This is a genomic window from Ensifer sp. NM-2, from assembly GCF_003024455.1.
Taxonomy (GTDB): domain Bacteria; phylum Pseudomonadota; class Alphaproteobacteria; order Rhizobiales; family Rhizobiaceae; genus Ensifer; species Ensifer canadensis.
The window spans coordinates 1-26,388 of the sequence record NZ_PVZR01000013.1 but is presented as its reverse complement, the minus strand read 5'-3'; the positions used below and the strand labels follow the sequence as shown (position 1 = coordinate 26,388).

29 protein-coding genes and 4 pseudogenes are annotated in these 26,388 nt (G+C 58.5%); 16 read left to right on the top strand and 17 right to left on the bottom strand.

What is annotated here, in order from left to right; translation table 11 throughout:
• Positions 1-277: 277 nt before the first annotated feature.
• Both C6558_RS23335 and C6558_RS23330 read right to left on the bottom strand, forming a co-directional pair.
• Entirely contained in the window at positions 278-901 is a 624-nt protein-coding gene (locus tag C6558_RS23335) for an acyl-homoserine-lactone synthase (protein WP_107027727.1), read from the bottom strand.
• Positions 902-1,039: 138 nt separating this feature from the next.
• Positions 1,040-1,687: a LuxR family transcriptional regulator gene (locus tag C6558_RS23330; RefSeq protein WP_158268947.1), complete on the bottom strand. Its 648-nt coding sequence runs from the start codon at positions 1,685-1,687 to the stop codon at positions 1,040-1,042.
• A 177-nt stretch (positions 1,688-1,864) separates the two neighbouring features.
• On the opposite strand from C6558_RS23330, the gene C6558_RS23325 reads away from it, so the two are divergent.
• The gene (locus tag C6558_RS23325; RefSeq protein WP_337797753.1) at positions 1,865-2,104 is read left to right on the top strand and encodes a helix-turn-helix transcriptional regulator; all 240 of its coding nucleotides are present in this window, start codon (positions 1,865-1,867) and stop codon (positions 2,102-2,104) included.
• Here C6558_RS23325 and C6558_RS23320 read toward each other — a convergent pair.
• Entirely contained in the window at positions 2,088-2,339 is a 252-nt protein-coding gene (locus C6558_RS23320; protein WP_057211016.1) for a helix-turn-helix domain-containing protein, read from the bottom strand. The genes C6558_RS23325 and C6558_RS23320 overlap by 17 nt on opposite strands.
• Positions 2,340-2,434: 95 nt before the next feature.
• On the opposite strand from C6558_RS23320, the gene C6558_RS23315 reads away from it, so the two are divergent.
• The 6 genes from C6558_RS23315 to C6558_RS23290 all read left to right on the top strand — a co-directional run bounded on the left by C6558_RS23315 (position 2,435) and on the right by C6558_RS23290 (position 8,751).
• A complete protein-coding gene (locus C6558_RS23315) occupies positions 2,435-3,256 on the top strand; it encodes an IclR family transcriptional regulator (RefSeq protein WP_337797752.1) in 822 nt (273 codons plus the stop codon).
• Positions 3,246-4,439: a Xaa-Pro peptidase family protein gene (locus C6558_RS23310; protein ID WP_057211020.1), complete on the top strand. Its 1,194-nt coding sequence runs from the start codon at positions 3,246-3,248 to the stop codon at positions 4,437-4,439. The genes C6558_RS23315 and C6558_RS23310 overlap by 11 nt, the downstream gene beginning before the upstream one ends.
• Before the next feature lie 191 nt (positions 4,440-4,630).
• Positions 4,631-5,686, top strand: coding sequence for a pyridoxal-phosphate dependent enzyme (locus tag C6558_RS23305; protein ID WP_158268946.1), 1,056 nt, complete (start codon positions 4,631-4,633; stop codon positions 5,684-5,686).
• 49 nt (positions 5,687-5,735) lie between these two features.
• Complete coding sequence (locus C6558_RS23300) at positions 5,736-6,695, top strand: tripartite tricarboxylate transporter substrate binding protein (RefSeq protein ID WP_057211024.1); 960 nt, start codon at positions 5,736-5,738, stop codon at positions 6,693-6,695.
• Positions 6,692-7,123, top strand: a complete 432-nt coding sequence (locus tag C6558_RS23295; RefSeq protein ID WP_057211026.1) for a tripartite tricarboxylate transporter TctB family protein — start codon at positions 6,692-6,694, stop codon at positions 7,121-7,123. Before C6558_RS23300 ends, C6558_RS23295 begins: the two co-directional genes overlap by 4 nt.
• Positions 7,124-7,125: 2 nt before the next feature.
• Entirely contained in the window at positions 7,126-8,751 is a 1,626-nt protein-coding gene (locus tag C6558_RS23290; protein WP_082523792.1) for a tripartite tricarboxylate transporter permease, read from the top strand.
• A 62-nt stretch (positions 8,752-8,813) separates the two neighbouring features.
• Here the strand turns inward: C6558_RS23290 and C6558_RS40925 are convergent.
• The 3 genes and pseudogenes from C6558_RS40925 to C6558_RS40920 form a co-directional block, all read right to left on the bottom strand.
• Positions 8,814-9,554 (bottom strand): annotated as a pseudogene (locus C6558_RS40925) (PLP-dependent cysteine synthase family protein); the annotation flags it as partial.
• Positions 9,555-9,639: 85 nt separating this feature from the next.
• On the bottom strand, positions 9,640-10,581 hold the full coding sequence (locus C6558_RS23280) for a hypothetical protein (protein WP_057221530.1): 942 nt from the start codon (positions 10,579-10,581) through the stop codon (positions 9,640-9,642).
• Between the two features lie 119 nt (positions 10,582-10,700).
• A pseudogene (locus C6558_RS40920) lies at positions 10,701-10,790 on the bottom strand (AsnC family transcriptional regulator); the annotation flags it as partial.
• A gap of 49 nt (positions 10,791-10,839) precedes the next feature.
• Between C6558_RS40920 and C6558_RS23270 the strand changes: the two are divergent.
• Positions 10,840-11,580 carry a hypothetical protein gene (locus C6558_RS23270; protein WP_146160902.1) on the top strand — a complete coding sequence of 247 codons (741 nt, stop codon included), beginning with the start codon at positions 10,840-10,842 and terminating at the stop codon, positions 11,578-11,580.
• A 238-nt stretch (positions 11,581-11,818) separates the two neighbouring features.
• Positions 11,819-12,155: pseudogene (locus C6558_RS23265) on the top strand (adenylate/guanylate cyclase domain-containing protein); the annotation flags it as partial.
• A 189-nt stretch (positions 12,156-12,344) separates the two neighbouring features.
• Here C6558_RS23265 and C6558_RS40350 read toward each other — a convergent pair.
• The 6 genes from C6558_RS40350 to C6558_RS23235 form a co-directional block, all read right to left on the bottom strand.
• A complete protein-coding gene (locus tag C6558_RS40350; RefSeq protein WP_199197045.1) occupies positions 12,345-12,629 on the bottom strand; it encodes a hypothetical protein in 285 nt (94 codons plus the stop codon).
• Between the two features lie 77 nt (positions 12,630-12,706).
• Complete coding sequence (locus C6558_RS23255; RefSeq protein WP_107027723.1) at positions 12,707-12,970, bottom strand: hypothetical protein; 264 nt, start codon at positions 12,968-12,970, stop codon at positions 12,707-12,709.
• Positions 12,971-13,292: 322 nt separating this feature from the next.
• A complete protein-coding gene (locus C6558_RS23250; RefSeq protein ID WP_057225704.1) occupies positions 13,293-13,991 on the bottom strand; it encodes an RES family NAD+ phosphorylase in 699 nt (232 codons plus the stop codon).
• Entirely contained in the window at positions 13,985-14,398 is a 414-nt protein-coding gene (locus C6558_RS23245) for an MbcA/ParS/Xre antitoxin family protein (RefSeq protein WP_057225706.1), read from the bottom strand. Before C6558_RS23245 ends, C6558_RS23250 begins: the two co-directional genes overlap by 7 nt.
• An 8-nt stretch (positions 14,399-14,406) precedes the next feature.
• Positions 14,407-14,790, bottom strand: a complete 384-nt coding sequence (locus C6558_RS23240; RefSeq protein WP_245449196.1) for an adenylate/guanylate cyclase domain-containing protein — start codon at positions 14,788-14,790, stop codon at positions 14,407-14,409.
• A gap of 242 nt (positions 14,791-15,032) precedes the next feature.
• Entirely contained in the window at positions 15,033-15,749 is a 717-nt protein-coding gene (locus C6558_RS23235; RefSeq protein WP_244497516.1) for an alpha/beta fold hydrolase, read from the bottom strand.
• 412 nt (positions 15,750-16,161) lie between these two features.
• Between C6558_RS23235 and C6558_RS23230 the strand changes: the two genes are divergently transcribed.
• The gene (locus tag C6558_RS23230) at positions 16,162-16,416 is read left to right on the top strand and encodes a type II toxin-antitoxin system Phd/YefM family antitoxin (protein ID WP_057211036.1); all 255 of its coding nucleotides are present in this window, start codon (positions 16,162-16,164) and stop codon (positions 16,414-16,416) included.
• Positions 16,413-16,835, top strand: coding sequence for a type II toxin-antitoxin system VapC family toxin (locus tag C6558_RS23225; RefSeq protein ID WP_107027722.1), 423 nt, complete (start codon positions 16,413-16,415; stop codon positions 16,833-16,835). Before C6558_RS23230 ends, C6558_RS23225 begins: the two co-directional genes overlap by 4 nt.
• Positions 16,836-16,960: 125 nt before the next feature.
• On the opposite strand, the gene C6558_RS39990 is transcribed toward C6558_RS23225, so the two are convergent.
• From C6558_RS39990 to C6558_RS23205, 4 genes are all read right to left on the bottom strand, one after another.
• Positions 16,961-17,116, bottom strand: a complete 156-nt coding sequence (locus C6558_RS39990) for a hypothetical protein (protein ID WP_158268945.1) — start codon at positions 17,114-17,116, stop codon at positions 16,961-16,963.
• Between the two features lie 345 nt (positions 17,117-17,461).
• Positions 17,462-17,893, bottom strand: a complete 432-nt coding sequence (locus tag C6558_RS23220) for a hypothetical protein (RefSeq protein ID WP_107027721.1) — start codon at positions 17,891-17,893, stop codon at positions 17,462-17,464.
• Complete coding sequence (locus C6558_RS23215; RefSeq protein ID WP_146160901.1) at positions 17,894-18,616, bottom strand: hypothetical protein; 723 nt, start codon at positions 18,614-18,616, stop codon at positions 17,894-17,896.
• Between the two features lie 1,134 nt (positions 18,617-19,750).
• On the bottom strand, positions 19,751-20,440 hold the full coding sequence (locus C6558_RS23205) for a Crp/Fnr family transcriptional regulator (RefSeq protein ID WP_057206664.1): 690 nt from the start codon (positions 20,438-20,440) through the stop codon (positions 19,751-19,753).
• Positions 20,441-20,644: 204 nt separating this feature from the next.
• Here C6558_RS23205 and C6558_RS23200 point away from each other — a divergent pair, with 204 nt between their 5' ends.
• From C6558_RS23200 to C6558_RS23175, 5 genes are all read left to right on the top strand, one after another.
• Positions 20,645-21,463 (top strand): phosphatase PAP2 family protein, encoded by an 819-nt coding sequence (locus C6558_RS23200; protein WP_107027719.1) that lies wholly within the window; start codon positions 20,645-20,647, stop codon positions 21,461-21,463.
• Between the two features lie 95 nt (positions 21,464-21,558).
• The gene (locus tag C6558_RS23195) at positions 21,559-21,903 is read left to right on the top strand and encodes a YcgJ family protein (RefSeq protein ID WP_107027718.1); all 345 of its coding nucleotides are present in this window, start codon (positions 21,559-21,561) and stop codon (positions 21,901-21,903) included.
• 134 nt (positions 21,904-22,037) lie between these two features.
• Entirely contained in the window at positions 22,038-23,069 is a 1,032-nt protein-coding gene (locus tag C6558_RS23190) for a DUF1254 domain-containing protein (protein WP_107027717.1), read from the top strand.
• Positions 23,070-23,173: 104 nt separating this feature from the next.
• A complete protein-coding gene (locus tag C6558_RS23185; RefSeq protein ID WP_107027814.1) occupies positions 23,174-23,965 on the top strand; it encodes a hypothetical protein in 792 nt (263 codons plus the stop codon).
• A gap of 386 nt (positions 23,966-24,351) precedes the next feature.
• Positions 24,352-25,716 (top strand): hypothetical protein, encoded by a 1,365-nt coding sequence (locus tag C6558_RS23175; protein WP_146160900.1) that lies wholly within the window; start codon positions 24,352-24,354, stop codon positions 25,714-25,716.
• Between the two features lie 245 nt (positions 25,717-25,961).
• On the opposite strand, the pseudogene C6558_RS23170 reads toward C6558_RS23175, so the two are convergent.
• Positions 25,962-26,388: pseudogene (locus C6558_RS23170) on the bottom strand (hypothetical protein); the annotation flags it as partial.

Here is a 26,388-nt window from a genome sequence, read left to right as displayed (position 1 = left end):
TCATGGCCGCTGCTCTTATCGTTTGGGCAAAACACTGGCCGAGGCCGAGAGTCGCCGTAAGCCGATCAAAATCGTGGAGACGCTTCCCCTTGATGCGGTCGAGTCGCTGTTGACCCTAGTAGAGACGATGGTCACTCTTCGGCCGGAGCGAAGTGAAACGTAGGTTCTCGATCGTCGCGTTTACGGAAAGTGAAACCGAGGACTGCTCCGCTTCTGGGATCGGTAGATCGGCTTGCACCGCGCTCAAGAGGTTTGGACAAGTTGATGTATGCTGGCGTCAACAATTGTGTACAAAAGTATCGCCGCTCCGATCGCTGAAAACGTAATTGGACGGCCGAAGCGCGAAGAGGACTTCCTGACTGACCGGCAAATAGCCGGCCACGCCGGTAACCCGTCCCATCGAGTGCGGGATGGATATCCTTGCAAGGGACCATCCCGCGCGTCTTAGAACGCGTTCCATTCGAAGGTCCACGACGGCCGCGATTTGCGGATAGTGGCGCTGTAATGCCCAATCCACCATGCCGGCGAAAAGGCTTCGAGTCGCCAGATTGATAAACTCCTGGTTTCGGCATCTTTCAGTGTCGACGCAGAAACGTGATGCTTCGACCAGGCCTGCAGGCAGAGATGGGCTGTTGGTCAACAGGTAGGAGAAGACAGTCGAGAGCATGGTTAACCCGTGCGTCGGTAGAAATCTCACCGTCCCGACGACATGATCTCGAGCGTCGACAACCAGCAGATAGTCAGGCGACAATTGATCGAAGATGTCGGTTTCTTCATCCCGAGAGACGGTCACCTTCCAACCAAGCCGATGGTGGAAGACCTTGGCGCGCAGCCTGTAAGACTGTCTTAGCCAGATCATTGTCTGGCACGACGCCGACCCCTGTATGGCGACTACTTTCATGTTCCCTCACTCGCTTTAGGAAGAAACGATATCGATGGAACGTCGCCGCCGATACTCAGGAAAATGAGCATGTGTCGTCAACAAAATGTGATCTTTGGTTGTAGGCATGGTTATCCCACCCGCCCGCCGTTCCTGGTCTCAGATGCGGATCTCTCGACGTTTGATCGCTGTCACGATCGTATGCACCGAGTTCACGGTGCCGAGACGTTCGCGAGTGTCACGCAAATGCCGTTCGACAGTTGCCTCCGATATGCCGAGGATTGTTGCCGTCTCTGAGGCGGTCTTTCCCGAGGCGATCCAGTCGCAGATCTCGGCCTGCCTTTTTGTCAGAACTGGATGTGCCGTTTCCTCTTTCAGGCGCAGTATCTTCTGGTAACCACAGAAGCCCGCGGCCTCGATGAGAAAGCGAAGCGGGGGCCGTTGTTCGATTTCGCCGCCGGCGATGGAGACAACGCCGATTTGTCCATTCGCACCGTGGACCGGCAGGCAGAAACCGTCTCTCAGGCCGAATGCTTCCGCCGATTTCATGACCTCATATTCCGCTTGTGGCAGCCTCCGGTGCGTAACGCTGCGCCAGCTGAACAACTGATCTGTCCTAAGACACAGCGACGCGCATGGATCATGGGTAACGAGTTTGTTTTCAAAGTAGTGCACCGACCAGCTTTTTGGCCAAAGATCCGCGAGAACCTGCGGTGTCCAGACAGACTCCACGGTCGGAGACAGAAGAGCGACCAGACAGGCATCAAATCCGAATGGCTCCAGAAGATTTCGAAGAGCTTCGCCCACCCCTCGGGGCGTCGTCGCTTGTGTAACAGCGTCGGAGAAAAGGCTAAGCGCTTCCCAAGAATTCCGCATCGCACAACCCGCATAAACTAATCTTCTCGATTTAGTTGTGAACTGAACGGTCGACAATCGGGGGATTATCGATTGCTTACTATAGTAGGTGGGTTCCGAGTGGCGTTTATGACAAATGGAGGTATGCGCCTGAGATCGGTATTTGCGAGAAATCTGCGTATTTTGCGCCACCGCTCAGGGATGTCACAGTCCGAGTTAGCGCAACTCGCAGGGCTGGATCGCAATTATGTTGGTAAATTAGAGCGAGAAGAAAGCGCTCCCACCGTCGACACGCTCGAGGCCCTGGCAATTGCGCTCATGACAGATCCACAGGCTCTTGTAGATAGAGATCTCACTCACTCGCCTTGATCGACTTTTTGGTTTTTCTGTCTGCATCGTGGTCGGTTATGAGCTCCACGACCGTGACCCCAAGTGCTTCGGCGAATTTGACAAGGGAGAGAGCAGTTGGATTCCTTCTGCCTGCTTCGAGCCCGCTGATGTAGGCCCTCGAGGAATCCGATCGAAACGACAGTTCTTCCTGAGAGAGCGATCGCTCTCTCCTAAAGCGCTGGATGTTTTTCCCGATTATCACCCTGATGTCCATGCGTCATGGATGCGCGGGTGCAAACTATAGGACGACAAACTTTAGTGCACATTTTTAATTGACAGGGCCTGCTCATATCTGACCTAATTTAAAAAATGGAACGATGTACGCAGGAGCGGGACAATAAAATGCAGGGAAATATGTCTTTGGAGCGAGGGCTCATGGTTCTGAAAGCCGTCGCGAGCTCGTCTGAGCCACTCGGCGTTCGCGAGATCGCGAGGCGGGTTGAACAAAGCCCTTCAAGCATCCAACGCCTGCTTCATACGCTGTGTGCGCAAGGGTTTGTCGATCAGATTGAATCCACCAAGAGATATTGTGCGGGACACGAGATACTCAATCTCGCTCGCACGTTACTCGAACAGGACGAGTTGATCGCCCTGGCCGACGCCGAGCTGCGTTTGCTTGCGCAGAGCAACGACCTGAACGGCTTCCTCGGCGCCCGTCGAGGCAGTAAGGCCTTCTACCTTGCCGCGGTGCAGAGCAATGGTTCCTTGGTCATTCGCGCAACGCCGGGTGAGAGCATGTTCCTGCATTCAACAGCACTGGGAAAAGCGCTGCTGATCGATTGCAGTGACGACGATATCCGCGCCCTCGCTGCCGAGGAGCCCTTCGTACGCAGGACGCCACGCACTGTCACCGATCCTGAGAAACTGATGGACCAGCTGCGGCGCGCTCGAAGCGTGGGATACACCACAGCCCTCAACGAGAATATTCCCGGCATCTTCTCGATTGGTGCCCCTCTCCGCAATGCGAAGGGGGTGATCGTGGCTGCGATCAGCGTTGCTTTCCCCCGCGCGGCGCAACCCAACCTTGCCGTCGCCGCCGTCGGCGAGAGGGTCATGGCGGCGGCCGCAGCGATTGAAATGGCGCGCGGCGTCGTGCGCGCGAACGTAAGCGAGAAATCCGATGCTGCTTAATCTATCGCGCCTCGAGCGCAATATGGATGCCGAAGGCCTGGATGCCGTCATCGCCACCGGCGCGGAAAATGTCACCTATCTCAGCGGCTTCTGGGCATTGCCACAATGGATCCGCCCGGGCCCACAAGCCTACGCTGTCTGGCCACGGGCCGACGCGGAGACGAGGTCCAGCGTAATCACGAGCAGCGGGACGCTCGATCTGATTGCCGATCAGAATGTCTGGGCTGCGCGCGTCGCGCGTTATGGCGAGTTTGCGGTCGAAGTCGGCGCCGACGTCGAAAACGACCTTACGAGCCGGCGGCTCGCGGAGATGCAGTCCCTTCGGGAGCATGCAAGTCCCGTTGAGGCACTGGCCGCAGAGCTTGAGGAGCTTGGCCTGAGAAAGGCCCGAATAGGGCTGGATCTATCAGGCCTGTCTCCCGGCTATCTCGAGCAGCTCAGCGCCAAATGCCCGCAAGCATCCTTCATCGATGCACAGCCGCTCTTCCGATCTACTCGATCCGTCAAAAGCCCCTCGGAGATCGAGCGGCTTCGGCGCGTCGGCAAAGTCGCGGAAATATCCGTAGAGGCGGCCTTGGCCGTTGCGCGGGCTGGAATCACAGAGATCGAAATGGCCCGCGTATTTCACGAGAAGACCGTCCGAGAGGATACGTTACCAATCCTTGGCTGTATCGGGTTCGGTGAGCGGAGCGCCCTGATGAATGTTCAGCCTTCGCAACGCTCACTGAGGCCGGACGACATCATCCGCTTCGACGTCGGTGGGCGGTATCAACACTATCGAGCCGATATCGCGAGGATCGCGTCTTTCGGAGAGCCTAGTTCCGGACTGCGCAGCCAGTACGCCGCGCTACGGGCCGGTGTCGAACACGGCGCCTCGATTGTCAGACCGGGCCTGAGCGCCAGCGAACTTTTCGGCGAGATCATGCGCGCCGTTCAGGACGCAGGTCTCGATCGATACCGAAGAAATCACGTCGGCCACGGTATCGGGCTCGATGGCTACGATGCTCCACTCCTTGCTCCCGGCTCGAAAGACGTTCTCGAAGAGGGAATGGTGCTGTGCATCGAGACGCCTTTTTACATGATCGGCTCGTATGGGCTGCAAGTCGAGGACATGTTCGTCGTCACCGGGCAAGGCGCCGAGCGGCTGACATCCTCCGGAGATATTAAAGTGATTGCGCCATGACCGTCGTTATCGAGCACCTATCCTGTCTGCGTTGCGAGGCAACCTATCCATCCGGTTTCCCAATCGACTCACGCGGTTGCCCACGCTGTGCTGCGACCGCGCCTTCGAACCTGCGGCCGATCTACGAGACTCGTTGGCCGCAGGCGGATCACGGCTTTACCCATATCCCCTCGATGTGGCGGTACGGTTCGATGCTGCCAATCGAAAGCAGCGCGACGGTTTCTCTGGGCGAGGGCCTCACACCCCTCTCGCCGGCGGAGCGCTTGGGAACCAAATTCGATGTCAAACGGCTTCTGATCAAAGACGAGAGCCGCAACCCGACCGGCTCGCACAAGGATCGGTTTTCCGCAGTCCTCACCTCCTATGCAAGGCAGCGCGGATATTCGACAATCGCCACTGCGTCATCCGGAAATGCTGGAGCCTCATTGGCGGCTTATGCGGCGCATGCCGGTCTTCAATGTATCGTCTCCACGTTTAACGGGGGACCGGCTCCGATGCTCGCTCAGATCCGAGCCTTCGGTGCGACGGTTGTGCCGTTCGACGAGAAGATGGATCGGTGGAAATTCCTGGCCGAGGGCTGGGAGCGCCGGGGATGGGTGGTCGCCTCTCCGTTCAGCGCACCGGTGGTTGGAAGCCATCCTATCGGTGTCGAGGGCTACAAGACCATTGCGTTCGAGTTGGCGGAACAGATGAATGGTCAGGATCTCGACTGGTGTGCGCTTCCCGTCTGCTACGGCGACGTGTTGAGCGGGGTCTGGGAAGGCTTCAAGGAAGCGTTCAACGCCGGTCTCGTCCGAAAACTCCCGCGCCTGATCGCGGCGGAGGTTTACGGCTCGCTGGACTCGGCGATGAGCTGCGGGTCCGACCAAGTCGCCGCAATGGCGCGGCCTTTCGCTACCGTTGCCCTGTCGATCGGCGCCACCCAGAGCAGTTTCCAGGCGCTGCGCGCCCTGCGGCAATCCCGAGGGATTGCCTGCTCAGTTGACAACGACCGCCTGCTCGCGGCGCAACGGGACCTGGCGATGCTTGAGGGTATTTTCGCCGAACTGTCGGCTGTGGCACCGCTTGTCGCCATCGATACACTTCGCCGGACCGGCGTCATTGCCGGTCCGGATTGTGTGGCGGCCGTGATCACGGCCTCCGGAATGAAAGATTTCGATATCTCGCAACAGGCGATTCCAGCCGTAAAGGCGTATGCCAGGCCGTCTGCTGCCTGGGACGAAATTGAACAAACTCTGCTTGTGTAAGCGTCGCCACCGCAAAAGAAATCTGTCCTGACCAACAAGGGGGAGCTCTATGAATAGGCGCTCATTTCTCTTCACGTCCGCAACTCTGGCGGCGTTTTCGAAAATCTCGTTCGCCCAGGCGAATCCTGCGCCCACCGACAATGCGACGATCGTCGTCGGTTTCTCTGCAGGCGGGGCCGGTGATTTGGCCGCCCGCGTTGCGGCGGAGCACGTCAAGCTGACGGACTCATATCCGGTCGGCGTCGAATTCCGGCCCGGCGCCGGCGGAACCATTGCGACCGATCAGATCCGGCGTGCCAAGGCCGATGGAACGGTGTTGTCGCTCTATTCGGCAAGCCCGCTTCTCGTTGCACCGCATCTGCAGTCGCTACCCTATGATCCTCTGCGCGACTTCTCCTATATCGCGGCCTATTCGAACATCGCCATTCCCGCTTTTGTCCGAACGGATAGTCCTTTCAAGGAGTGGCCCGATCTTATTAAGTTCGGGAGGGACAATCCCGGAAAGCTGCGTTGGGCGACTGCCGCCCCTCGCGGCATCGGCCATATTGCGACCGAGGCGGCATTCCGCAAAGAGGGCGTCACAGCCGCTTTCGTCCCATTTTCTGGCGGAGCAGATGCGATCACCGCTCTCCTTGGCGGACATATCGATATGGTGGTTTCCTCGGACTTTGCAGCTCATCTCAAGGCCGGCAAGGTGCGGCTTCTGGTCGAAACCGGGCCGGAGCCGGTGAGCGGGCATCCCGATGTCCCGACCTTCAAGCAGCTCGGCTATCCGCTTTCCGTCGCTAGTGCCTACGGGCTCTTCGGACCGGCAAAATTGCCGGCACAGGTACTGCAATACTGGCAGGACTCTCTTCGCGTCATGACCAGGACCGACCTCTACAAGCGGTTCCTGGAAACTTTGGGCGGCCAGGCGACTTTCCAGGAAGGCCAGGCTTTTCACGAAGAGATCGCCCGGAACTATCGCGAGATCGGGAAACAGATCGAGCTTCTGGGGCTGCGGCCATGAGGCTCGCATCGATTGTCGCCGCGTGCTTGGTCGTCGTGTCGATCGTCGCGATCAGCTCATCCCTTTCGCTTGGGGTCTGGAAACACGGGATGCCTGGGCCGGGTCTCTTCCCCGTAGCGGCGGCAATCCTTCTTCTCGTGGCGCTGGCCGCGACGATGCGGGAAGGATGGCGTCAGGAGGGAATGGACGAGAGGATCGAGATCCCTCGCTTCCTCGGATATGGCGTCGCCATCATCGGATTTGTGGGGCTGCTTAGCATCGCCGGGACGCTGCCCGCAATCTTCGTCTTTCTTAGCTTGGTCGTGGCCATCGTTGAGCGGTTGCGCTGGCCACAAGCCCTCGCCATCGCGTCGGGCACGACCTTCGCATGCTGGGCGGTCTTCGAGAGGCTCCTAGGCGTGCCCCTGCCTGCCGGTTTCTGGAGTTGACCATGGACTCAATCATCAATCTTCTTGGCGGCCTGCTCGTTGCGATCGAACCATCCAATCTCCTTGTCGCGTTGATCGGGGTCGTAATCGGCACGGCCGTCGGCGTGCTGCCGGGACTCGGCCCCACCGCAACAGTCAGCCTCCTCCTTCCAATTTCCGTATCGCTCGACCAGACGGCCGCGATCATCCTTCTGGCGGCGATCTATTACGGCGCAATGTATGGCGGGTCGATCACCTCCATCCTGATCCGCGTGCCTGGCGAGGCCGCAAGTGCGATCACGTCGCTCGACGGTTATGCGATGACACGACAGGGGCGGGCGGGCGCCGCTCTCGGCATGTCGGCCTCCGCAAGTTTCATCGCCGGCATCGCCGCCACATTCGGCATCGCTCTGGTAGGCCCTGCCTTTGCCGACGTCGCTCTTCGTTTCGGCCCAATCGAGAAGACCGCCCTGGTCTTCTTTGGACTAACCCTTGCAGCCTCGGTCGGCAGCGGATCCCGGGCAAGGGCCTGGGTCATGATTGGCCTTGGTCTCCTCCTGTCCACTGTCGGGGTGGATCTTGTCACCGGCGAAGAAAGGTTCACATTCGGCACCGCCGATATGCGTGACGGCATCGATATCGCTGTCCTCGCAATGGGTATGTTCGGAGTGAGCGAGGTGCTTGTCGCAGCGGAGCGAAAACGGCCGCCCGGGACGAGCAGCTTCGATAGGTATCGGCTCCGTGACCTGTTGCCCACCCGGTCCGATTGGCGGGCCGCGGCCGGCCCGATATCGCGCGGCTCCGCGCTGGGATTTTTCCTTGGTCTCCTTCCCGGCGGCGGGGCTTTGATAGCGAGCTTTGCAAGTTACGTGATGGAGAAGAAGATTTCCCGCGCGCCGCACCGGTTCGGAAAAGGAGCGATCGAAGGTGTGGCCGGGCCGGAAAGCGCCAACAATGCGGCAGCACAGGCGAGCTTTATCCCGCTACTTTGCCTGGGTCTTCCCGCGAACGCCGTTATCGGGGTGATCATGGGCGCGCTTCTCATGCAGGGCGTCACCCCGGGACCTTCATTGATCGCGGACCACCCCGATCTGTTCTGGGGCGTGATTGCCAGCATGCTGGTCGGAAACGCGATGCTACTAGTGCTCAACATGCCTCTTGTGCGCATCTTCGTGCTGCTGTTGCGGGTACCAGCGGCGCTTCTCACGCCGCTGATTCTAGTCTTCTGCGCGATCGGCGCCTTCAGCATCAACAACAGCCTGTTCGACGTGGGGGTGATGATGGTCTGCGGATTTGCGGCTTACGCGCTGCAGCGAGCCGGTTTCGAACTCGCGCCGCTCTTGCTGGCCTTTCTGCTCGGATCGCTTCTGGAACAGAACCTCCAGCAAAGCATCATTCTTAGTGCGGGAGAATTTAATGTCTTCATGAACAGTCCGATTGCCGTCGCGTTCAGCATAGCAGCCATCGCCATCCTCTTAGTGCCGCTGATCAGCGGCCGGAGAGCACGTCATGTCCGAAGTGGCCTAGCTATGACGTCCTCGATGGACCTGCGAGCCCAGGCAAACCGAAACCAGTCGGCCTCGCTACCGGCGACGATCCGGTCGATCAGGATCGGTCCGCCAGTCTCGAAGCAAGAAGATGAGCGTTGATCCTCAAGGCAGGGCAGAGCGGCATAAACTGCGTTGTAGCGATGCCCCTCGTCAGGAAGCAGAAAGACGATCTTCGCCTCAGGATTTGCGCGGGCGTACCAGTCGGCAACGAGGAATGCCGCCCCGCTTGTCGGCCCTACAAACAGGCCGTGGGAGCGGAAGAGATTGAAGGCGGCCTCCACCGCAATCCGGGCGCCGACCCAATGAACCTCGTCGACAAGATCGTGCCGAAGGTTCCTCGGCACGATGCTGTTGCCCATTCCTCGCAATTTTCGCGGAGCCGGTGGCTGCCCGAAAAGGATGCTGCCGTGGGTATCGACCGCAATCACATGGGTTTCCGGAGAAACCACCCGAAGAAAATGCGCCGTGCCGCTGATCGATCCGCCCGAGCCGACGCACGCCACCAGACAATCGATTGACCCAACTGTCCGGATGAGATGCTCTGCGACCGCTGCATAGGCGAGGGGATTGTCCGGATTGTCATACTGATTGGGCCAGAAACTGCCGGGAAAGATTTTTTGTATTTCCGCAAGCCGCTCCAGTCGAAGTTGCTGATTGCCGGAACCTTCCGGATCGTCGGTGATTGTCAGCATGGTGCCGAGGTCCCGGAGCCTGCGCGCGAAGTCCGCGTCGATCAGACTGGAGGCGGTAACCAGCGATAGTCTGTAGCCGCGCACGGCAGCCAGCATGGCCAATGCCATTCCGAACGTGCCGGACGTTGTCTCGACGATATGTCCCCCGGGTTTCAGCCTGCCGACATCTTCGGCCCGGTCGAGCATGAACCGCGCGGGAAGAAGCTTCATGAGCTGGAAGCACGCAGCATAGAGGTTGGCATGCATGGGAACCATTCTGGGAAGCTCGAAGGCTGAAAGCCGAGATCGATTGAGTTCATTCATGGTTCTGCAATTCCCTACCACTGGGAAAATGGAAAACGCCGACATTGCCAAAGCCGGAATGTTTAAGGGAGCGCGTGCCCGTCAACGCAGCCGATAGGTTGCCAACGTCAAATAGCAGGCCTGCGATATTGCCGCTGTGGGCCACCTGTATTCCTCGCGCATTGCACTCCTGGGCAAGCCAGGTGATCTCGTCAAAGCGCGCACGGGGTAGGTGGCGTTGATTGATCTGTGCGCTCAAGGTTGCGACGCGACAGAATAGCGGGGTGTCGCGATCGGTGATCGCCCTTGAAACGAGGCCGCGAAGCACGGCGAAAAGTTCGATCTCATCGGACGAGTAGCGAGCCGGCTTGTGCTCGGTCGTGTTGATAGGGTCGTCTCCGGTATCGAATCCGACAATGAGAAGGTCTGGAAAGTCACCGGAAAAAGCTTCGATCAGCCCGCTCTGGCGATGGGCGAAAAGGACCGGCTGAATGCCGAAGGCGATCGCGTCAATGGCAGTTTCCGCCCGCACGGCGAGATCGCACAGATCGAGACGTGAAAGCCGTTGTCCGAAGGCATCGGCAGTTGCCCGTATTGCCGCGACGACATCGGCCGTCGAAGACCCAAGACCGCTCCCGAACCGGATATTGCTGCTGATCGTCAGGTCGCCGCCGACCTTGTTCTGGCCAAGGAAATCGAGAGTCAGGCGCGCCGCAGCCGCGGCCTTTTCCCGGTCGTCCGGTCGTGTTCGGATCTGCTTGCCTGTCCGCGGCCAGAAGTTGACGACGCTCTTCAAGCGAGGATGCGGTACCGTGAGAAGGCCGCGCCTCAGGCCGCCCTCCGGCGTCTTGAACACGCCTTGGAGAAATTCTCCATGGTGTCCAATCGCTTCGCCGTAGCCGGCACCGGGCGTGGATGGTGGAAAACCTTGCTCAGATGCCTGTGAACTGACCATCGGCCGTAACTCCGGTTGCGCCTCTATCCTTCCTCCTGCGGCAGAGTGAGGGCCATTCGCGATTTCCCGGAGATTTCATCAGCTTGTGCGGTATTTTGGCGGACCTCGTCGGCTGAATGCTAAAACGGCAGCGCTTGGGAATGCTTGATCTGGCTCAGCGCGAAGCTTGCCTCTATGGAGGCAACGCCTTGCAGCCGCGTCAATCGGGTGGCCGGCGTCGATAGCAACTTCGTTTCGGCCGGTGGCAAGACAATTTGTGTGCTGGCGCCCACAACGGCGAGCGTCAGCAAAATAGAGCGGGAACTCGCCAAGCAGAACGACGAGTTTGGCCCGGGCGGAGAGACGCTGTCCGTCGTCAGGGATTTCGAGGCGCGGATGCTCAAGCTGGGATTGCGTTTTGACGTAATCATTGAGGCGGTGGGCTCCTCGAAGGAGGGTTCACCGTCGCCCTGGCTTCAAAAGCGGTTTGAAGCCTTTGCGCAGCGATCCGGCGCGCCGTCGAGCGAGCCGTCGGCGGCACTCAAGACCCTCATTCAACAGCAGAAGGAAAAGACCATGCCCCTATCGCTGGAACAGTTCGACGAGCGTGTTTCTCGAGCGAACAAATCGATGGACCGCCTCGAGACCATGGTCGACAGTAGTGCGGAGCGCCAGGCCGTCGAGGAGATGCGCAAGGAAATCTCCGCGCTCTTTGCCGAGCAGCGCCGCGACATCCAGATGCAGCAGATGCAATCGGTCGCTGACACCGCAGGGGGAGGGGGCAAACCGCCGGCCGCCCGGACCGACGCGACACGCTCCCAGGACCGGGGATCGCCGCCGACGAGTGATCCCGCCATCGCCGCCCAGCAGCAGGCGATTGCCGCCGGTCGTGCCGCTCGTGCGGCGCGGGAACAGGCTGCCACTGCCAAAGGTGCCCAGGACGAGCAGCGCCAGCAGATCCTCCGGCAGGCTGAGCAGGATCGCCAGCGCAGCAATGACCGCGATGGCGCGGAGCGGTAGGCTCGATACTACTCTTCCATCAAGCCGCCAGTTCAGGGTCTTAGGTCACCGCACCTCCACCAAGGGATCAACAGGAGCTTGCCAGCTCGAAGCCGGTCTTTTCGCTCGTCGAGAACACGCGAACAATCGACGCGTTTTCTTTCTCCGCCATCGGACCCTTTTCGATACGATTGCGGGGAGCGCGCCTCCCGTTTTTCATTGCGGCGCACCGCAATGAACAGACGCGAGCGCCCGCACCGATGCCGGCTGCCGTTACGTTCTGGGGACCATTTTGGCTTATGAGCGGCGAGAGGAAGCGGAGGCCGCCTTCGCCAAGGCCTGGAGCTGGACCCCAACCACGCCGACACCTGGGCCGCCATGTCGGACATGTCCGTGCTGGACGGCAGGGTTGCCGACGGACTAGCGCAGATCGAAACAGCTCTGCGCTCAATCCCTATCCGACCTGCTGGTATCTTTGTCATCTTGGGCAGGCGCAATACGAGGCGGCAACCGCTACACTCCGCAGGAAAGACACGTATCGTACCAACTCACGCACATTCCTGGCTGCTGCGCTTGCGCAGTTGGGCCACCGTGAGTAGGCGCGGCGAATGAAGACAGGATGCCTTGCGAAATATTTAAGCAGCTTCGCCGAGCGGGCAACCAGTGTCGCTCACCTCTTTTGGAGCGATGCTACGAGCATAGCAGCAATATTAATCTGATCGATTTCTCAAGTAACTGTGTTGGGGCATTGTCTATGAGACCGATTAGGATCTTCGGATTCATCATTATTGGAGCTGTTTCTCTGCTGCCTCTTGGGGTCCTGCCGATCTGGCGACATCAAGCCCATTGCTGGATATGCGGCGCCTGAAGGTCGGCTCAACCTCGCGAATATCGGCAGAAATATTTGCCGCAACGCTGCCGGCATCGATGCCGAGATGTTCTATCCTTGCCGTAACCAGCCCGTCCTTAAGCGTTGCCGCCAAGGCAACGTCTGATGCCGAGATGTCACCAAGGACAAGATCCCTGATGTTCACGCCGATATCGGCATCGAACCCGGTCAGAAGCTGCAAACCCGTCGAAGCGCCCGACTTCTCCGATTTCGCGTTGGGTTGCGACGAAGCCGAGGTAGTAGCCTCAAGAAATGCGCTCAGGTCCAACCGGTCGGCGTCGATGTCAGCGAGAAACCGCGGGCGATTGCCGGGAAGAGTGAGTCGAGGCCAAGAGCCTCGTCTCCAACGAGCAATTTGCCGCCGCGGATCTGGTAGCTGCCATTGGTGTTGAGGGCGACTTGTCCGGTGGCCTCGAATGCGGAGAGCCCGGGGGCGGGGGCGGGATCCGCCTCGAAGGAAAGGCTCAGGTCAGCTGGCTGTCGTTCAAGCAACGGGCGCACGGAGGAGATCGCGTGCGTCATCTGGTAGTGGCGTTCCTCGATACGGGCGCTCGCCGAAAGGGAAGTTGATCGTCGATGTCGGGTACTGCGAGTGAAAGGTCGATATCGGTTATGACCTGCTTCGCACCGGCAGTGCTTTGCCGTCTCAAAGTGCCACTGACAACCAAGGCCAAGAAAGAATCGCATTATATGTCCCCGTGGCGAATACAACTGATTCGTTATCGTTTTCCGGGGTGAAAAGATTTGCGAGCCACCCACAGAGGCTCGACAAATGTCGCGACTTGGAGATTGCCTTCCCAAAAGCAAGATGCAACACCCGTTGTCCCCCCGCGATCACGATATCTCAGCTGACTTGCAGCACCTCTCCGGTGTCATGCTTTTTCACGAAGTCGACCCGTGAGCCATCCCAGTGATAGCTATAGTGACGGCCTTGCATCGGAACCGGGATTACGTCCGGCCAGAAGATGCCGATGCATAGTCCACCCGGCATCCGAACGCTGTTCCACAAGAGGCCGTCGCTTCCTGCGGCGCGCAGGGCATGCCCCTCCAACTGCGACGCTGTGTAGTCGTTCGGGTCCAGAACATCCGGCACAGCGCTCACATCATGAAGCGCGCGATCGATACTGCCGATAAGAACACGGAAGTCCGCCGTCCAACCGGGTTCCTCGCTTGTTGCTCGCATGAATCTCTCGTGATGATGAATGGTTTCGGCAACAGCAACGTCTTCACTAGCGCCGGCATAGTAGATCCCATAACGACCGTCCGTGAAGCGGCCAGGCCGTAAAGTGGAACAATGTACGAAGGGCGCCATGACCAGACTTGCGCCCGGGCCGGCCACCCGGCGACCAGCCGGAACCTTTCCAAGGTCGCCGACCTCGAGGCGAATGCGTGGATTGGTTTTTTCTTCTACAGATACGAGCGCTTCCCAGTCGCGAGGGTCGGCGATATCTTCAAAGAGATCGATTGGCGGATAGATTGAGCGGATGATTCGATAGGTTTGCGGCCATTGAACGAGGGTGCGGACGGCCAGTCCACTCACCATGCACCGCGCTCCGCATCGATCCATTCACGCATGGCTGATAGATCGGACATCTCCCCGCGCAACATCATGGCAAGAGCACTTTCGCCAGCAAACGCGGTGTTGGGTTTGCGAATCCAAGCGTAGCTGCGGGCCGGCTCGTTGAAGAGATAGCGTAGCCCTTTGTGGATACCCATCAGATGAGCCATCCTCATCCTTAGATCCCGGTCGATCCTGCCGATGCTACCCTCTTTCCATCGAGCCCAAGTGCGCGCAGAAAGCCCGCCAAGCAGTGTGCACGCCTCGGCATCGGAAAGCTCCCAGGCCTTGAACAGATTGACGGTCGTGCGTGCCAGCGCTCCGGCTTCCTGATCCGTGATAACACCGTTGTTTGTCGCAGCAGGCGTGGCAACAATCGGTTGGAGCAGCATATCGCACCTCACTTTCTGGCATAAATATAACCCTCTTTTGCCAATTGGCAAGACCAGAGGAGGATGTCGTCCCCATCGATCACCACGTCTCCCAGATGAATACCGATCCGAAAACGCAGACGTCGGTCTTCCCCTTGAGGAGACTCGCGCGAGATCAAGTTGCGTTGCATTAGAAGAGCCGCTCTTACCGCTAACACTGGCGATTGGAAATCGACCAGGAGCCCGTCGCCCATGGTTTTGACGATGCGGCCACCGCTTTCCATAATCGCCGGGTCAATCACGTAAGTTCGCGCATCGCGCAGCCGCGAAATGGTGCCTTCCTCGTCCGCCGCCATGAAACGAGAATAGCCGACCAAATCGGCAGCCATTATTGTGGTAAGGCGACGTTCCACGCTTGCCCCTCCGCCAAGAAAATAGCGAATTGAAATGCAGCCCTCTGTTTCGGGACTACTCAAGCAATTTGGTAGCATTTTGGTCGGCGTCGAAATAGACGAAATGACGAAATTGGGATTTCACGCTGCTCAAATGTTCTAACTCCGCAGGAGCAGCTTTCGAAAAGCCGCTACAGGTTTTCAAACGTCCGAGATGAAGGCGCCAGCAGTCGCCGTTCCCATTACGCGCTACGCGCAGAGTTTTACTCAGGCCCGACGTCAAGGCGCTGTTTCAGAAGCCAATCCCAGAGCTCCGGATCATTTAAGGCGGCCCACTCGACGCCCGAGTGGTCCACGCCCTCCAGAACACTCAAACGAGCATTTCGCTTCAGACCCACAAGGCGCTCGTAAAGCACGACTGAATCCGACAAAGGGATGACTTCATCGTTCGTGCCGTGGAACACCCAGAAGGCTGCCTTTTCATTTGTCCTGCTAAGGTAGTGGCGGTTACCGCCGCCAGCGATTGGAACGACAGCCGCAAATTTTTCGGGAAACTGTTCTGCCATGGCCCATGCACCGAAACCGCCGCGGCTGAACCCCACGAGATAGACACGCGTGCGATCGACGCGATACTTCGACATAACCTCGTCGAGTGCGGCCTCCACTTTCTCGATCGGATAAAGCAGTTCTTCACTCGGATTCTGAGGCGAAAACACCAGGAACGGGAATGTCTTTCCATCCTCGACCAATTTCGGAATGCCACTTGATTTAACCTTCTCGATATCGGTCCCGCCCTGATCGCCGCCGTGTAGCCACACAACAAGCGGATACGCGCTGCCGGACGACGCATAGTCGTCTGGCGTGTACATCAGATAATTAAGATCGTTCTTTGTGCTGGCGCTCGATCTCGCCGCCAACTGCTCGGCATGCGTCACTCCCAGACTGCACATTCCACATACGGCCGCGAAGACCAGCGCCATGATGTTCCGCGTCATTGGATACCTCCTTCATGTTGTACGGCGTCTAGGCACATCAAATGGAACCCAGGAACCAAAACTCAATCTTTGGCGGAACCGTCGATGCAGCTATGCCAGACGGCTTCGAGCCCGTAGCGGTCAAGACGCCTTGGCCGCTGCCGCGGTGGTGAAGGTCATCAACGCGCCAGAACTCCCGGTCAGGCTATGCGGGAGCCGTTCTTCAGGAGCAGCCGTGTGCACGGCTTGTTGCGAGGCTGTCTCACGTTTTGGGTTAAAATGATCGCATAACGTGTCGACTGGAATGCCCCTGCGCTGGGCACTGCCGTGGAGCATGCAGGAGCGCTCAAGCGTATGCTCCACTTGTTATTTCGTCCTCCAGTGTTTATGAAGGTAAATGCCTACATCGAGGTGACCCGTGAGCATCACGACTCTTTCCAGTCGAGAACTGAATCATGACGTCAGCCGCGCAAAGAAGGCGGCAAAGAGCGGTCCGGTGATCATCACCGACCGCGGCAGGCCTTCCCATGTGCTCATGACTTACGATGAATTCGAGCGCTTGAGCGGCAGGCGGCGCAGCCTTGTCGAGGCTCTCGCTATGTCTGGCCTTTCGGCGATCGATTTCGAGCCGCGCCGCGTCGAAGTCAGGCCGCGCGAAGTCGATTTGTTTTGAAGTATCTGTTGGACACCAACGTGATTTCCGAACTGCGCAAAGTTGGCGACGGCAAAGCCAATGCCAATGTGGTAGCGTGGGTCGGATCGGAAGATGCGGCGCGCTTCTTCATTTCCGCCATCACGGTTCTTGAATTGGAACGAGGAGTGCTCGGCGTGCAGCGCCGGGACGCCACACAGGGCGCTCGGCTGCGCTCTTGGCTTGACAGTCATGTGCGCCCTGAGTTTGCCGGTCGTATTCTTTCAGTTGATGATGCGGTTGCGACGCGTTGCGCTCACTTGCATATTCCCGACCGGCGCAACGAAGCCGATGCGTTGATTGCAGCGACCGCTTTGGTCCACGACATGATCGTCGTCACACGCAAGCTCAGGGACTTTGAAGGCACCGGCGTTGTTGTGGTTGATCCCTGGCAAAGCTGACGGTTACAGCGCAAACAGGCTTGTCCCATATGCCGAACCGGCTCTGCCAGAAAATCCGGAAGCTTCTTGGCGCGATACAGCACAACGGGCGCTTCTAAGCAAGGGACTGAGGTACGCCTCGTGGCTCAGGATGCGGAAGAACCGCCCACGCAGAACGCACGGTCACCTGCCTGCATGGTGTGCAGCCGGATGTCGATGAACGCCAGCCAGCTGGACCGCGGCGCCGCGTGAGCCGGAATGATGGGCGAGGGATATTCGAGCACCGCCTCGTGCCGACGCATCGAATATCCCAACGGCTGCCACCGTGCACCAGTCTTTAACCTTCCATCGTGCGCGCGCCATTCCCCAAACGAGTTATGCCGACCGAACCGCAGCCGTGGCTGCGGAAAACTTCGAAAACCCGATGAAGAGGCGGTGAGCCGTCACTTTGCTGTTGCTCCTTTAGCTCGAAGCCTTCTACCGCACCGGTTCAACGAAGGGGATCCAAGTGGCCCACGCCATGCACCACGAGCAACCGCCGGTGCGGCCGCTCCAAAACCCGGCGGCCCGAAAAGGCAGCGAAGGACGTGAACCAGGCATGGTCCCCGTGGTGCGGAGAATGCAGCCTGGGTGACGGGTTTTTTCGATCACGACGAAGCCCGTAACATCTTTCTGACCTTGCGCGAGAGTTCATCAAGGGTCGCCATAAGCCGGCTCATCTGTGAGATCGAGGCAGTCAGGTCTGGACGATACTGGATGACGAGATACTCTCTGTTTGAGGAGAGGCTGGCCAGGTGCTCCGCCGTGCGCCTGCGCAGAACGAGGCCGGCGTCTACTGCTCTTCGTGTCCGCTCGCCAAGATCGAGCTGCAAGCCGTCAACGGTGTCGCGATCGAGGCCCTTGGCAAGCAGGAGAGCATTCAGATGGAGCTCAATGGAATGGAGAGCGAGAAGGCGTCGCGGCGGGTGGCCGGACTTGGACACGCCCTCACCAAGCGTGACGGCCGCGTCTCGGTACTGCGTCGCCAAGGCCAGAATGTCTCGAACCTTTGCTGATTGATCAGGATAGGCCAGGTCCATTCAGCTTGCCTCCAGGCTCGAGCGACAAGCCCCTGTCTCGCCGGCCCGTTCTTCCATGCGCATAAGATCCCTCAGCATGGTCCGCAGCTCTGGCCAGGGTGCCTCTTCGAGCTTCAAGCCCGGATCGTGTGTCACGATCAGGCAATGGAACTTCGCGGTGATTTCGATCAGGCAGGACGGCCTCGTGATCCACATGACACGGGCCAATATTCCGAGATGTCGCGCGAGCTCCTGTTCCAGGGTAACGGCGTCGCTGTAGCCCAGGTGCTTGTCGGCCTTTTTCCATTGTTTCTTGCGCTGACGAAGTTCACTCCTTGCCCGAGACAGTTGGTCGGCATCCACCTGGTAAGCCAGGCGATTGAGCTCGGCGAAAGAGTGCACCACCACCGGCTGGTCGCTTCCAACAATCTGCAGTTCGGCAACCGGAAAACCGCCGGCCTGCTCCAGCATTTCTGTTTCTAGCTTTTGTCTGAAGCGCGTCGCCTCCAACAGTTGCTTATGACGGGCATACCATCGTGGCCACATTTCGCGGACAGGCGTTGGACCGCTTACTCTGCGCGGGCCGTTCGGATCGGCAATACGGGCGCTCAGAAAGCGCGCCGCGACGGGCAGAAGGTTTCGGCGGTCGATCACGTACGGCAGCTTTTCGATCGCGCCGTTCTCAAAATTTTCTTCTCTACGGGTGATTGCAGGCAAAGTTCTGCTATTCTCAGAATCAGCCATGATCCGAGCTCCAGCTAGCTAGGTTGTGGTTAGGCTGGATAGCGTGCGCGAACACGCAATCCAGCCGTATTGCAATACAACGATAAACGTCCCCGTTTAATTCGTCAATAAACGGGCCCGTTTTATGGCGGCTGGTGTTTGTTTCGACAAAACAGGCGGAACAGGAATTTTATGGGACGACCGCCGCTAAACGTCAAAGAAACAAAAATCCGCCTCTCGCCGGCAACGAAAGAGCGGATTAAGGCCTTGGTTGGAAATTACGGCATTGCGGCCTTCGTCCGTGAAGCTATCGAGAATGAACTGGCGCGGCGGGAAGGTGGTCCGTCGACGTCTGAGAGGGCTTGCGGACCGTCCGAAATGGAATGAGAGCCCGTTCAGAGTATACCGGCGACATTAGATGATCCGCACGGGGCGACCAGGTCCTGGGCTCCTCTCTCAGCCAAACGGTTCACGATCTGCAAGCGTGAAGGATTTAGGCGGCCCGCCGTCCGGTCTGGCAGTCGGAGATCGAAAGTCGGACAGGCGACGGTTTCTCGACGGAAGTTGTCGTCCGCTCGCCACATCGATTTGCGGAACCGATCGTAGCGTTTCCGCCTGACGAGAGAAAGCGCATCGCCGGGGCCGTCGTAAGCATGCGCCCTGCATCGTCTCAATTTTGATCCAGCGGCCGCCAGAGACGGTATCATCGATACGCAGGTTTGCTGGTCAGGTGGGCAGGTGAGGGCAGGGCGCTTTTCAATTGGAGCGGCTTGCCAGGTCTAGGCATACCGGATCCCGGCCGTTTGCCGTCGCGATGCTGATCCTCCGAGACGAGGCCTTTTAACCGGTCAAACCGCGCGCGAACGGGCTCTGTCAGTTGCGCTGCCGGCGCCTGGTACGCTCATTCTTGCTGGTGGCTCGAAGCCGACCGGCTTTTTCGGCCAGATATGGGCGGGGTAAACAGCGCCACCACTCGAACCCAAAGTGCCGCTCTCGTGATTTAGCGCGGCGCATTGCTCCCATTGAGCAGCGTCGCCCGGATCATGTCAGCAGCTCGCGCATCGCACGATCTCTGCGAAGCATCCAGGCGGACTCGCACGCATTGATGTAGTCGTGACGTTCTTCACAACAGGGCTCTCTGGTCGCTGAGACATATCAGTCTGCCACATCCTGTTCAGCATGCCGCCGCAAAGCCGACGGGTTGGTAACGATTATGGAGCGATAACCGGTTTCAATCCAACCGGCCTCGACGAAACGTTGGATGGCGCTGTTGACTTGCTTGCGGGATGTGTTCGTCAAGATACCGAGATTTTCCTGGGAAACGGAAATAGGAGCATCTGTCGACCAGGACATGCGATGCAGAACTGACGCAATTCTTGAACTGACACTCTTCTTCTGCAGATCATGTACGATTCTAAGTAGTTTGTCCGCCGCCAAGATCGAAATGACGCCGAAAGCCCGAATGTTGTTTGGATCAGATGCGGCCATCTGTTCCATCGTCTCCAGCGGGACGTGCATCACCCAGGTTTCGCTCCGCGCGAACAGCTCGATCCGTCTTGGCTTGCCGGTCATGAAGCTGTCTTCGCCGGTCCATCCGCCGGGTACGGCGATGTGGATCAGGCGCGGCGTTGAGTCGAGAGGCGCGGTGTCCACGGTCACAGTCCCTGAAACAAGACCATAAATGCCCCCGGCGGGGTCGCCCGGACGGAATATAACCTGACCTGCGTCAAATTTCAGAAGTAGCGCATTTTGCAGCAAGCGTACCCTGAAGGCTTCAGGCATTTGAGCCAGCCACCCAGCCTCGCACATGATGCGTTCCGCATGCGCCCGTGACATACGCGCCATTTTCTTCTCCAGATTGTGCGGTTCGACACAATGTGCCGTTCAAAAGCTCTGTATCAACTTTATGGCGAGAAGAAAGAGGCCGCGACGATCAGGGGTAAGCCGGCTTCTCTACGTGTTTACGGCTGATGCCTGCCCACATCCCCATCGAATTGTTCGGCCACGCGTGTGTGGTCGTCTCGAGATCGCATATCCAGGAGCTCTTGCATGCTATCGAAGATCTATCAATTGGCCTTGTGCTCGGTCATCGCACTTGCCGGCCAAGGCATTGAACCGGCCGCGGCAGAAACCGCCGCAAAGCAAGAGATTACGGATCCACATTTCCAGTTGGCTTCGGGCTATCTCAAGCAAAAGGATCTGCCCGATAGCCTTGTGCTGCTTGGCCCGCCGCCGGCCGACGGTACTGCGATGCTTGCGCGTGACGAAGAGTTGAGAGCCGCAACCATACCGCTGCGCGGTACGCCGCGCTGGGATCTAGCGCGCGCAGACGCTGATCTGCAATTCCCGCAGCCGGCGAAAAACTTCTCCTGCGCAATGGGCGTCGATATTAATAAAGACAAGACCCCTCACCTATATCGCTTGATGCAGAAGGTCCTGACTGATGCAGGGCTGTCGACGTATGGCGTGAAGAACACCTACAATCGCACTCGTCCTTTCGTGGTCCATAACGAAGGCACCTGCTATCCCGATCAGGAGCCGCTGCTGCGAACCGACGGCTCGTATCCTTCAGGCCATACGGCGGCTGGCTGGGCCTGGGCGCTGGTGTTGAGCGAAATCAGCCCGGAACGCGCCGATGTCCTGATGAAACGCGGCATAGAATTCGGCCAGAGCCGCGTAATTTGTGATGCACATTGGCAGAGCGACGTCGATGCGGGACGCATTATGGGTGCGGCGACGGTCGCAAAACTGCATAACAATGCAGAGTTCCTCTCGGATGTCGCGGCGGCACGCGAAGAATTGAAGACTGCGGGGGCGGCCGAGCCATCAAGCTGCGTTGCGGAAGAAGCCGCTCTGTCGGCACGATAACAATCTCGGGCTTCCGACAATTTTCAAGTATTCGAGCCGGTTGATCTAGCGTCCGGCTCTGCCCTCAGCAAACAACCGCGATACGGTGGTCCCCCATGCGAGCGAGAAAGCGCCTCCTGCCTCCTCCTCGCTGCAGCGTTTGGAAACCCTCTTCTGCGGGCGGGCTACTCTCACCGGAGAAAGGCGTGCTCTGTGACCGCTACATGTGCGCCGACAATACGGGTGTTTCGCGCCGGTTGACGCAAAAGCACGTTGGTAAGAAGGCTGCAATCAAACTGTTTTCACAAGGTGATTTCGACCAGGCGGAGTTCACTTTTGCCAACGGCATCTTCCGCGACGTCAAAGAGCGGCTATGCCGCGAAGACAGATACTTCGATGCGGACGGCAAGCGAAGTGCCACAATCACCCGAACGTACACGCGTCTCCTATTTCGCCGGTAAACATTCCCTCGCCGGCGGACGTCCGAATTTTCGGAGGACGCAGCAAAGTGCGCGGCGGGGATCTGGAAAGCCAACCGACAGAAAATCCCAAAGCTAGGGATTTAAGTAACCTATTGCATTATCGAGGAGATTTTATGCCGTATTTGCCTGTAATCTGCGTTGTCGCCGCGTCTGTGGCGACGCTTGGGAGTGCGAACGCACAGACCCCCTCCACCACCGCAACCCCCGTCGGCGTCGAGAATTTCGTCCGCGCCGAGTCCGACTTGTACATAGGCAAGACGGTGAAGGACGGCGGCTTCGGCCAGTTCGTCCATAGCCGCGAACCGGTCTCCATCGACAACCAGAACGTCATCCGCATGAATCGTGACACGCTCTATTCGGAGGCGGTGTTCGATCTCGACGCCGGCCCGGTCACGGTCACGCTACCCGATGCGGGCAAGCGCTTCATGTCGATGCAGGTAGTCAGCGAGGACCACTATGTGCCGTCGGTCTTCTACGGCGCCGGCAGCTATACGCTGACGAAGGAGAATGTCGGCACGCGTTACGTGTTTGTCGCGATTCGCACGCTGGTCGATCCTGCCGATCCGAAGGACGTAGACCAGGTCCATGAGCTTCAGGACGCGATCAAGGTCAACCTGGCAGGCGCCGGAAATTTCGAGGTGCCGAACTGGGATCAACCGAGCCAGACGAAGATGCGCGAAGCCCTGCTCGTCCTCGGTTCGACGATCCCCGACTACAACAACGCCTTCGGCACAAAGGAAGCCGTCGATCCGATCCGGCACCTGATCGGCACCGCGACCGGCTGGGGCGGAAATCCCGCCAAAGATGCGACCTACCTCAGCGGGGACGCGCCCAAGAACGATGGAGCCACCGTCTATACGCTCAAGGTTGGAGACGTTCCGGTCGATAGTTTCTGGTCGGTCAGCGTCTACAACGCCGAGGGCTACTTCGAGAAGAACCCATACAACGCCTATTCGCTGAACAACCTGACGGCAAAGAAGAGCGACGATGGCTCGATCACCATCCAGTTCGGCGGCTGCGACGGCAACATCGTCAACTGCCTGCCGACCGTGCCTGGCTGGAATTATACGGTGAGGCTCTATCAGCCGCGTGCCGAGATATTGAGCGGCGAATGGAGTTTCCCGCAGCCACAACCCTTGCCATAAGACGGCTCATGCGGGCGGGCGGATCGGATTTCGCCCGCACGCGTATCCGGAGTGCCATTCGCTGCGCGGCCTTTTCTGAAACGGAAGCCGTTATCGAGGGGAAAATGAAGTTTTTTTTAGTATGCTCAACTGCTTTCGCATCGGTTTTGATGCTTTCGCTTTCGGCGAAGGCTGCGGATAAGCAGTTTCTGCCATTCCAACCCGAAGCCGGCAGCGAGACCTCGTCTGGCTGGCAGTTAAATGCCAGCCCGTATTTCTGGGCTGCTGGCATCGACGGCACCGTCGGGCAGTTTGGCCATCCGCCGGCGAGCTTGAAGTCCGACTTCGGCGATATACTCAAGGATCTGGATTTCGCATTTATGGGCGTGGCAGAGGGTAGATATGACCGTTTCAGCGTTTTCAGCGACGTAATCTACACAAAGCTTTCTGTAAGTGGCCACAGCCCCGCCAGGGTTTTGACGAACAAGATCGGTGTGACGTCCGAGACGTTTTCGGGTCTGGTTGGAGGCGGCTACAGCCTGGTGACGAATGGCCGGAACCATCTGGACGTGATTGCCGGGGCGCGCCTCTGGTACGCGAGCACCAAGGTATCTTTCAGCGGCGGCGTCCTAGATGGCATAAGCCGCGAAGACAGCGCTACCTGGCTCGACGCCGTCGCAGGTTTCCGTGGAACGTATTTCCTCACGGATCAATTCTACCTCACGGGTTGGGGGAATGTCGGCGCCGGGCAAGCCGATCTTGATTGGGATGTCGCAGGTGCCATCGGCTACCAAATCAAGGATAGCATTTCGGCAGTGGCTGGATATCGCGCGATGGGTGTCGATTACAGCTCCGGCGGCTTTGACTATGACGTTGTGCAGAAAGGCCCGATGCTGGGGTTGGTTTTCCATTTCTAGTCGCAACGCAACGACGTCTGCGTGCGAGAACGCATGTCGGTCATCCGGTCGGGATGATGGAACCCGTCGCTCTGGCGGCATCAACACCAAAGACAACGCAGGTCGACATACTTTTGCCGACGACGCATCAGCCGTCCGGGGATCCGGCGACCTTGTTCAAACGCGAGCGCAATCAGGAACTCTCCTTCGCGGAAGTCGCGGTCTCGATCCCGTCGGAACGCGACGCCGGAACTGTGCAAGGCCGAAACGTCTGCCAGCCAACCCCGCCACGGATTTTGCTGGTTCGCGGTCGTCAGTGGAACGGTCTCGGTGCTGTGGCGGGCCGCAGATTCAATGACACGACCTTGACCAAGCAAAAGGGCTGAGTCCGGCCTGCGGCAGAACTGATGGCTTCATACCATCATTTGATGTCGAGCGGGCTCTCGGCAAGGAAATCGGGAGTACGACAGCCTATGCCTCATGCGTCGATAAACAAAACGTCAGAAGACGTGGAACAAGCAGCGCCCGCGCGCGCAGATGCTACTAACCGTGGCGATATTTATGCGGACGATCCGCAATCCTCTCAAGCTACAGGTTCCGAAGCCGACCAGACGCCCTGGGATTTCCTCGCGTCGCATGGCGGACCTTTCTACGAGCTTCAACGTCGGTTGAAGCTGCTGGACACACACGCGCTCAACGCGGGGCGCCGTGCGGTGTTTTTCATCGCGATTGCTTGGGCAATTCCGTTCTTTTTGGCTTTGCCCGGTAGCCTGTCAGTCAGCGATGCAGGAGCTTATCTCCGAGATCTCGGCGTTTGGGCCACTTTTTTCGTCGCTATCGGGACGTTCGTTCTTGCCGAGCGACAGGTCGAAGACGGTCTACGCACCAAGCTCCGGCATTTCCTTAGAGCGCCGATCATTGCGCCCGTTTCGATGCAGAGCGCCGCGGAGGCGGTCCTTGTGGCGCTCAAACAGCGCGATTCCGGCTTGCCCGAGATCATATGCGTGGCGTTGGCGGTCGTTGGCGGACTGTTCTACTGCGCACTTCTCCATCATGCTCCGTTGACGTCCTGGGCCGTTGAGCTTGCGCCGAACGGTAGTGCCATTAGCTTGGCGGGCTGGTGGTCCGTGGCGGTAAGCGTGCCTCTTTTCTGGTTCCTGATGCTGCGTGGGCTGTGGCGTCACTTCGTCTGGTCGCAATTGCTTAGGAAGCTGGCGAGGCTGGAACTGAAGCTGGTCGCAACACATCCCGACGGACAGGGCGGGCTCGCCTTCATCTCAGAATATCCCAATGCCTATATGATGTATATTTTCGGTGTCAGCGCACCTGTGGCGGTAACCCTCGGCAGGCATTTCGATATGGAAACCCTCAATGCGGCCAGCCTTACCGCTACCATGGCCGTATGGCTGGTGCTGGTGCTTGCATTGTTTGCCTACTCACTTTCTGCCTTCTGGAAACCGCTTGCCGACCTGAAGGCCGCCACGATTCTCGCGCTCTCCGTGCAAGCTACCCATTATCAGCGGCTTGCCGAACGCAAGGTTCTTGGCCGTAATGTGGCTGCCCACTGCGATGAGAGATCGGAGAGAAAGGAAGACATCGCCGATCCCTCCAAGCACCACGAGTTGGCGAAAAAGCTTTCGACAGTGCTTCTTAGCCGTAAGGCGGTTTTACCGGTCGGTGCGGCGGCACTCCTGCCATTCGCCATCGAGGGAGCGACCCGGTTGCCCCTAAAGGATGTTCTTTCGATCCTGAAAAAAATGCTGTTGCTCTAGGTTCTGGTGAGGATCGAACGTTTATGGGCATGCACACTTGCGAAAGTTGCCGTGCGCATTCGCCTCGTTAACTTGATGCAGTTTGTGACGATCTCTTCGACCCAGTGTCTTTGCACCGTCACGACAGCAGCCGATTCATCGCGCCGAACTCGTGATGTTCGACCCCGATGAAATTCAGGGCACGGTCAGCCATGTCACTGCCTCCCCGCTGAGACGTTGCAAAAGGCCCTTTCGGGACCGCTTGATCACGATGAAAATTGGACGCTGATGCCGTGCTGCCGTTGTGCCGCGGGCTCCAGCAAATGCATCGCTGGTTTCTCGAATATGTCCTTGTCGAATCCGAGCGGGTCGCTGTAGCCAGTCCAGGGTTGGATGCAGAGAAACGGCGCATCGGTCTTGGCCCAGAGGGCCAGATGCGAGAAGTTTTGCCAGGAAAGTTCGATGGATGATCCATCGGGCGAAACATAGGAGGCCGATGTGCAATCCAGATCGAGCAGGCACAGGGCCCCAGCATAAAAAAGCTCTTCGGTGAGCGCCAGGCGACCGTCTGCTCTTATGTTCGTTTGCAAGCTTTTAGTCATAACTCTTTCCTTTCCGGCTTTGACGACGAAAGCATATGCGTGGAGCTGTTGAACAAGGCAGGAGACAGGGCATTTAGACGACGGCTGGCAT

What these genes read in the sequence shown, in the direction of transcription:
- C6558_RS23305 (WP_158268946.1), top strand. Translation starts at nt 4,631, where the DNA reads ATGCTGCCAATCGAAAGCAGCGCGACGGTTTCTCTGGGCGAGGGCCTC.
- C6558_RS23295 (WP_057211026.1), top strand. Translation starts at nt 6,692, where the DNA reads ATGAGGCTCGCATCGATTGTCGCCGCGTGCTTGGTCGTCGTGTCGATC.
- C6558_RS23245 (WP_057225706.1), bottom strand. Translation starts at nt 14,398, where the DNA reads ATGCTGCTCCAACCGATTGTTGCCACGCCTGCTGCGACAAACAACGGT.
- C6558_RS23235 (WP_244497516.1), bottom strand. Translation starts at nt 15,749, where the DNA reads ATGGCGCTGGTCTTCGCGGCCGTATGTGGAATGTGCAGTCTGGGAGTG.
- C6558_RS23200 (WP_107027719.1), top strand. Translation starts at nt 20,645, where the DNA reads ATGCTATCGAAGATCTATCAATTGGCCTTGTGCTCGGTCATCGCACTT.
- C6558_RS23185 (WP_107027814.1), top strand. Translation starts at nt 23,174, where the DNA reads ATGAAGTTTTTTTTAGTATGCTCAACTGCTTTCGCATCGGTTTTGATG.
- C6558_RS23190 (WP_107027717.1), top strand. Translation starts at nt 22,038, where the DNA reads ATGCCGTATTTGCCTGTAATCTGCGTTGTCGCCGCGTCTGTGGCGACG.
- C6558_RS39990 (WP_158268945.1), bottom strand. Translation starts at nt 17,116, where the DNA reads ATGCGTCGGCACGAGGCGGTGCTCGAATATCCCTCGCCCATCATTCCG.
- C6558_RS23320 (WP_057211016.1), bottom strand. Translation starts at nt 2,339, where the DNA reads ATGGACATCAGGGTGATAATCGGGAAAAACATCCAGCGCTTTAGGAGA.
- C6558_RS23300 (WP_057211024.1), top strand. Translation starts at nt 5,736, where the DNA reads ATGAATAGGCGCTCATTTCTCTTCACGTCCGCAACTCTGGCGGCGTTT.
- C6558_RS23250 (WP_057225704.1), bottom strand. Translation starts at nt 13,991, where the DNA reads ATGGTGAGTGGACTGGCCGTCCGCACCCTCGTTCAATGGCCGCAAACC.
- C6558_RS23205 (WP_057206664.1), bottom strand. Translation starts at nt 20,440, where the DNA reads ATGGCGCGTATGTCACGGGCGCATGCGGAACGCATCATGTGCGAGGCT.
- C6558_RS23195 (WP_107027718.1), top strand. Translation starts at nt 21,559, where the DNA reads ATGCGAGCGAGAAAGCGCCTCCTGCCTCCTCCTCGCTGCAGCGTTTGG.
- C6558_RS23325 (WP_337797753.1), top strand. Translation starts at nt 1,865, where the DNA reads ATGACAAATGGAGGTATGCGCCTGAGATCGGTATTTGCGAGAAATCTG.
- C6558_RS23215 (WP_146160901.1), bottom strand. Translation starts at nt 18,616, where the DNA reads ATGGCTGATTCTGAGAATAGCAGAACTTTGCCTGCAATCACCCGTAGA.
- C6558_RS23280 (WP_057221530.1), bottom strand. Translation starts at nt 10,581, where the DNA reads ATGGTCAGTTCACAGGCATCTGAGCAAGGTTTTCCACCATCCACGCCC.
- C6558_RS23310 (WP_057211020.1), top strand. Translation starts at nt 3,246, where the DNA reads ATGCTGCTTAATCTATCGCGCCTCGAGCGCAATATGGATGCCGAAGGC.
- C6558_RS23175 (WP_146160900.1), top strand. Translation starts at nt 24,352, where the DNA reads ATGGCTTCATACCATCATTTGATGTCGAGCGGGCTCTCGGCAAGGAAA.
- C6558_RS23220 (WP_107027721.1), bottom strand. Translation starts at nt 17,893, where the DNA reads ATGGACCTGGCCTATCCTGATCAATCAGCAAAGGTTCGAGACATTCTG.
- C6558_RS23255 (WP_107027723.1), bottom strand. Translation starts at nt 12,970, where the DNA reads ATGACGCACGCGATCTCCTCCGTGCGCCCGTTGCTTGAACGACAGCCA.
- C6558_RS23315 (WP_337797752.1), top strand. Translation starts at nt 2,435, where the DNA reads ATGGAACGATGTACGCAGGAGCGGGACAATAAAATGCAGGGAAATATG.
- C6558_RS23335 (WP_107027727.1), bottom strand. Translation starts at nt 901, where the DNA reads ATGAAAGTAGTCGCCATACAGGGGTCGGCGTCGTGCCAGACAATGATC.
- C6558_RS23290 (WP_082523792.1), top strand. Translation starts at nt 7,126, where the DNA reads ATGGACTCAATCATCAATCTTCTTGGCGGCCTGCTCGTTGCGATCGAA.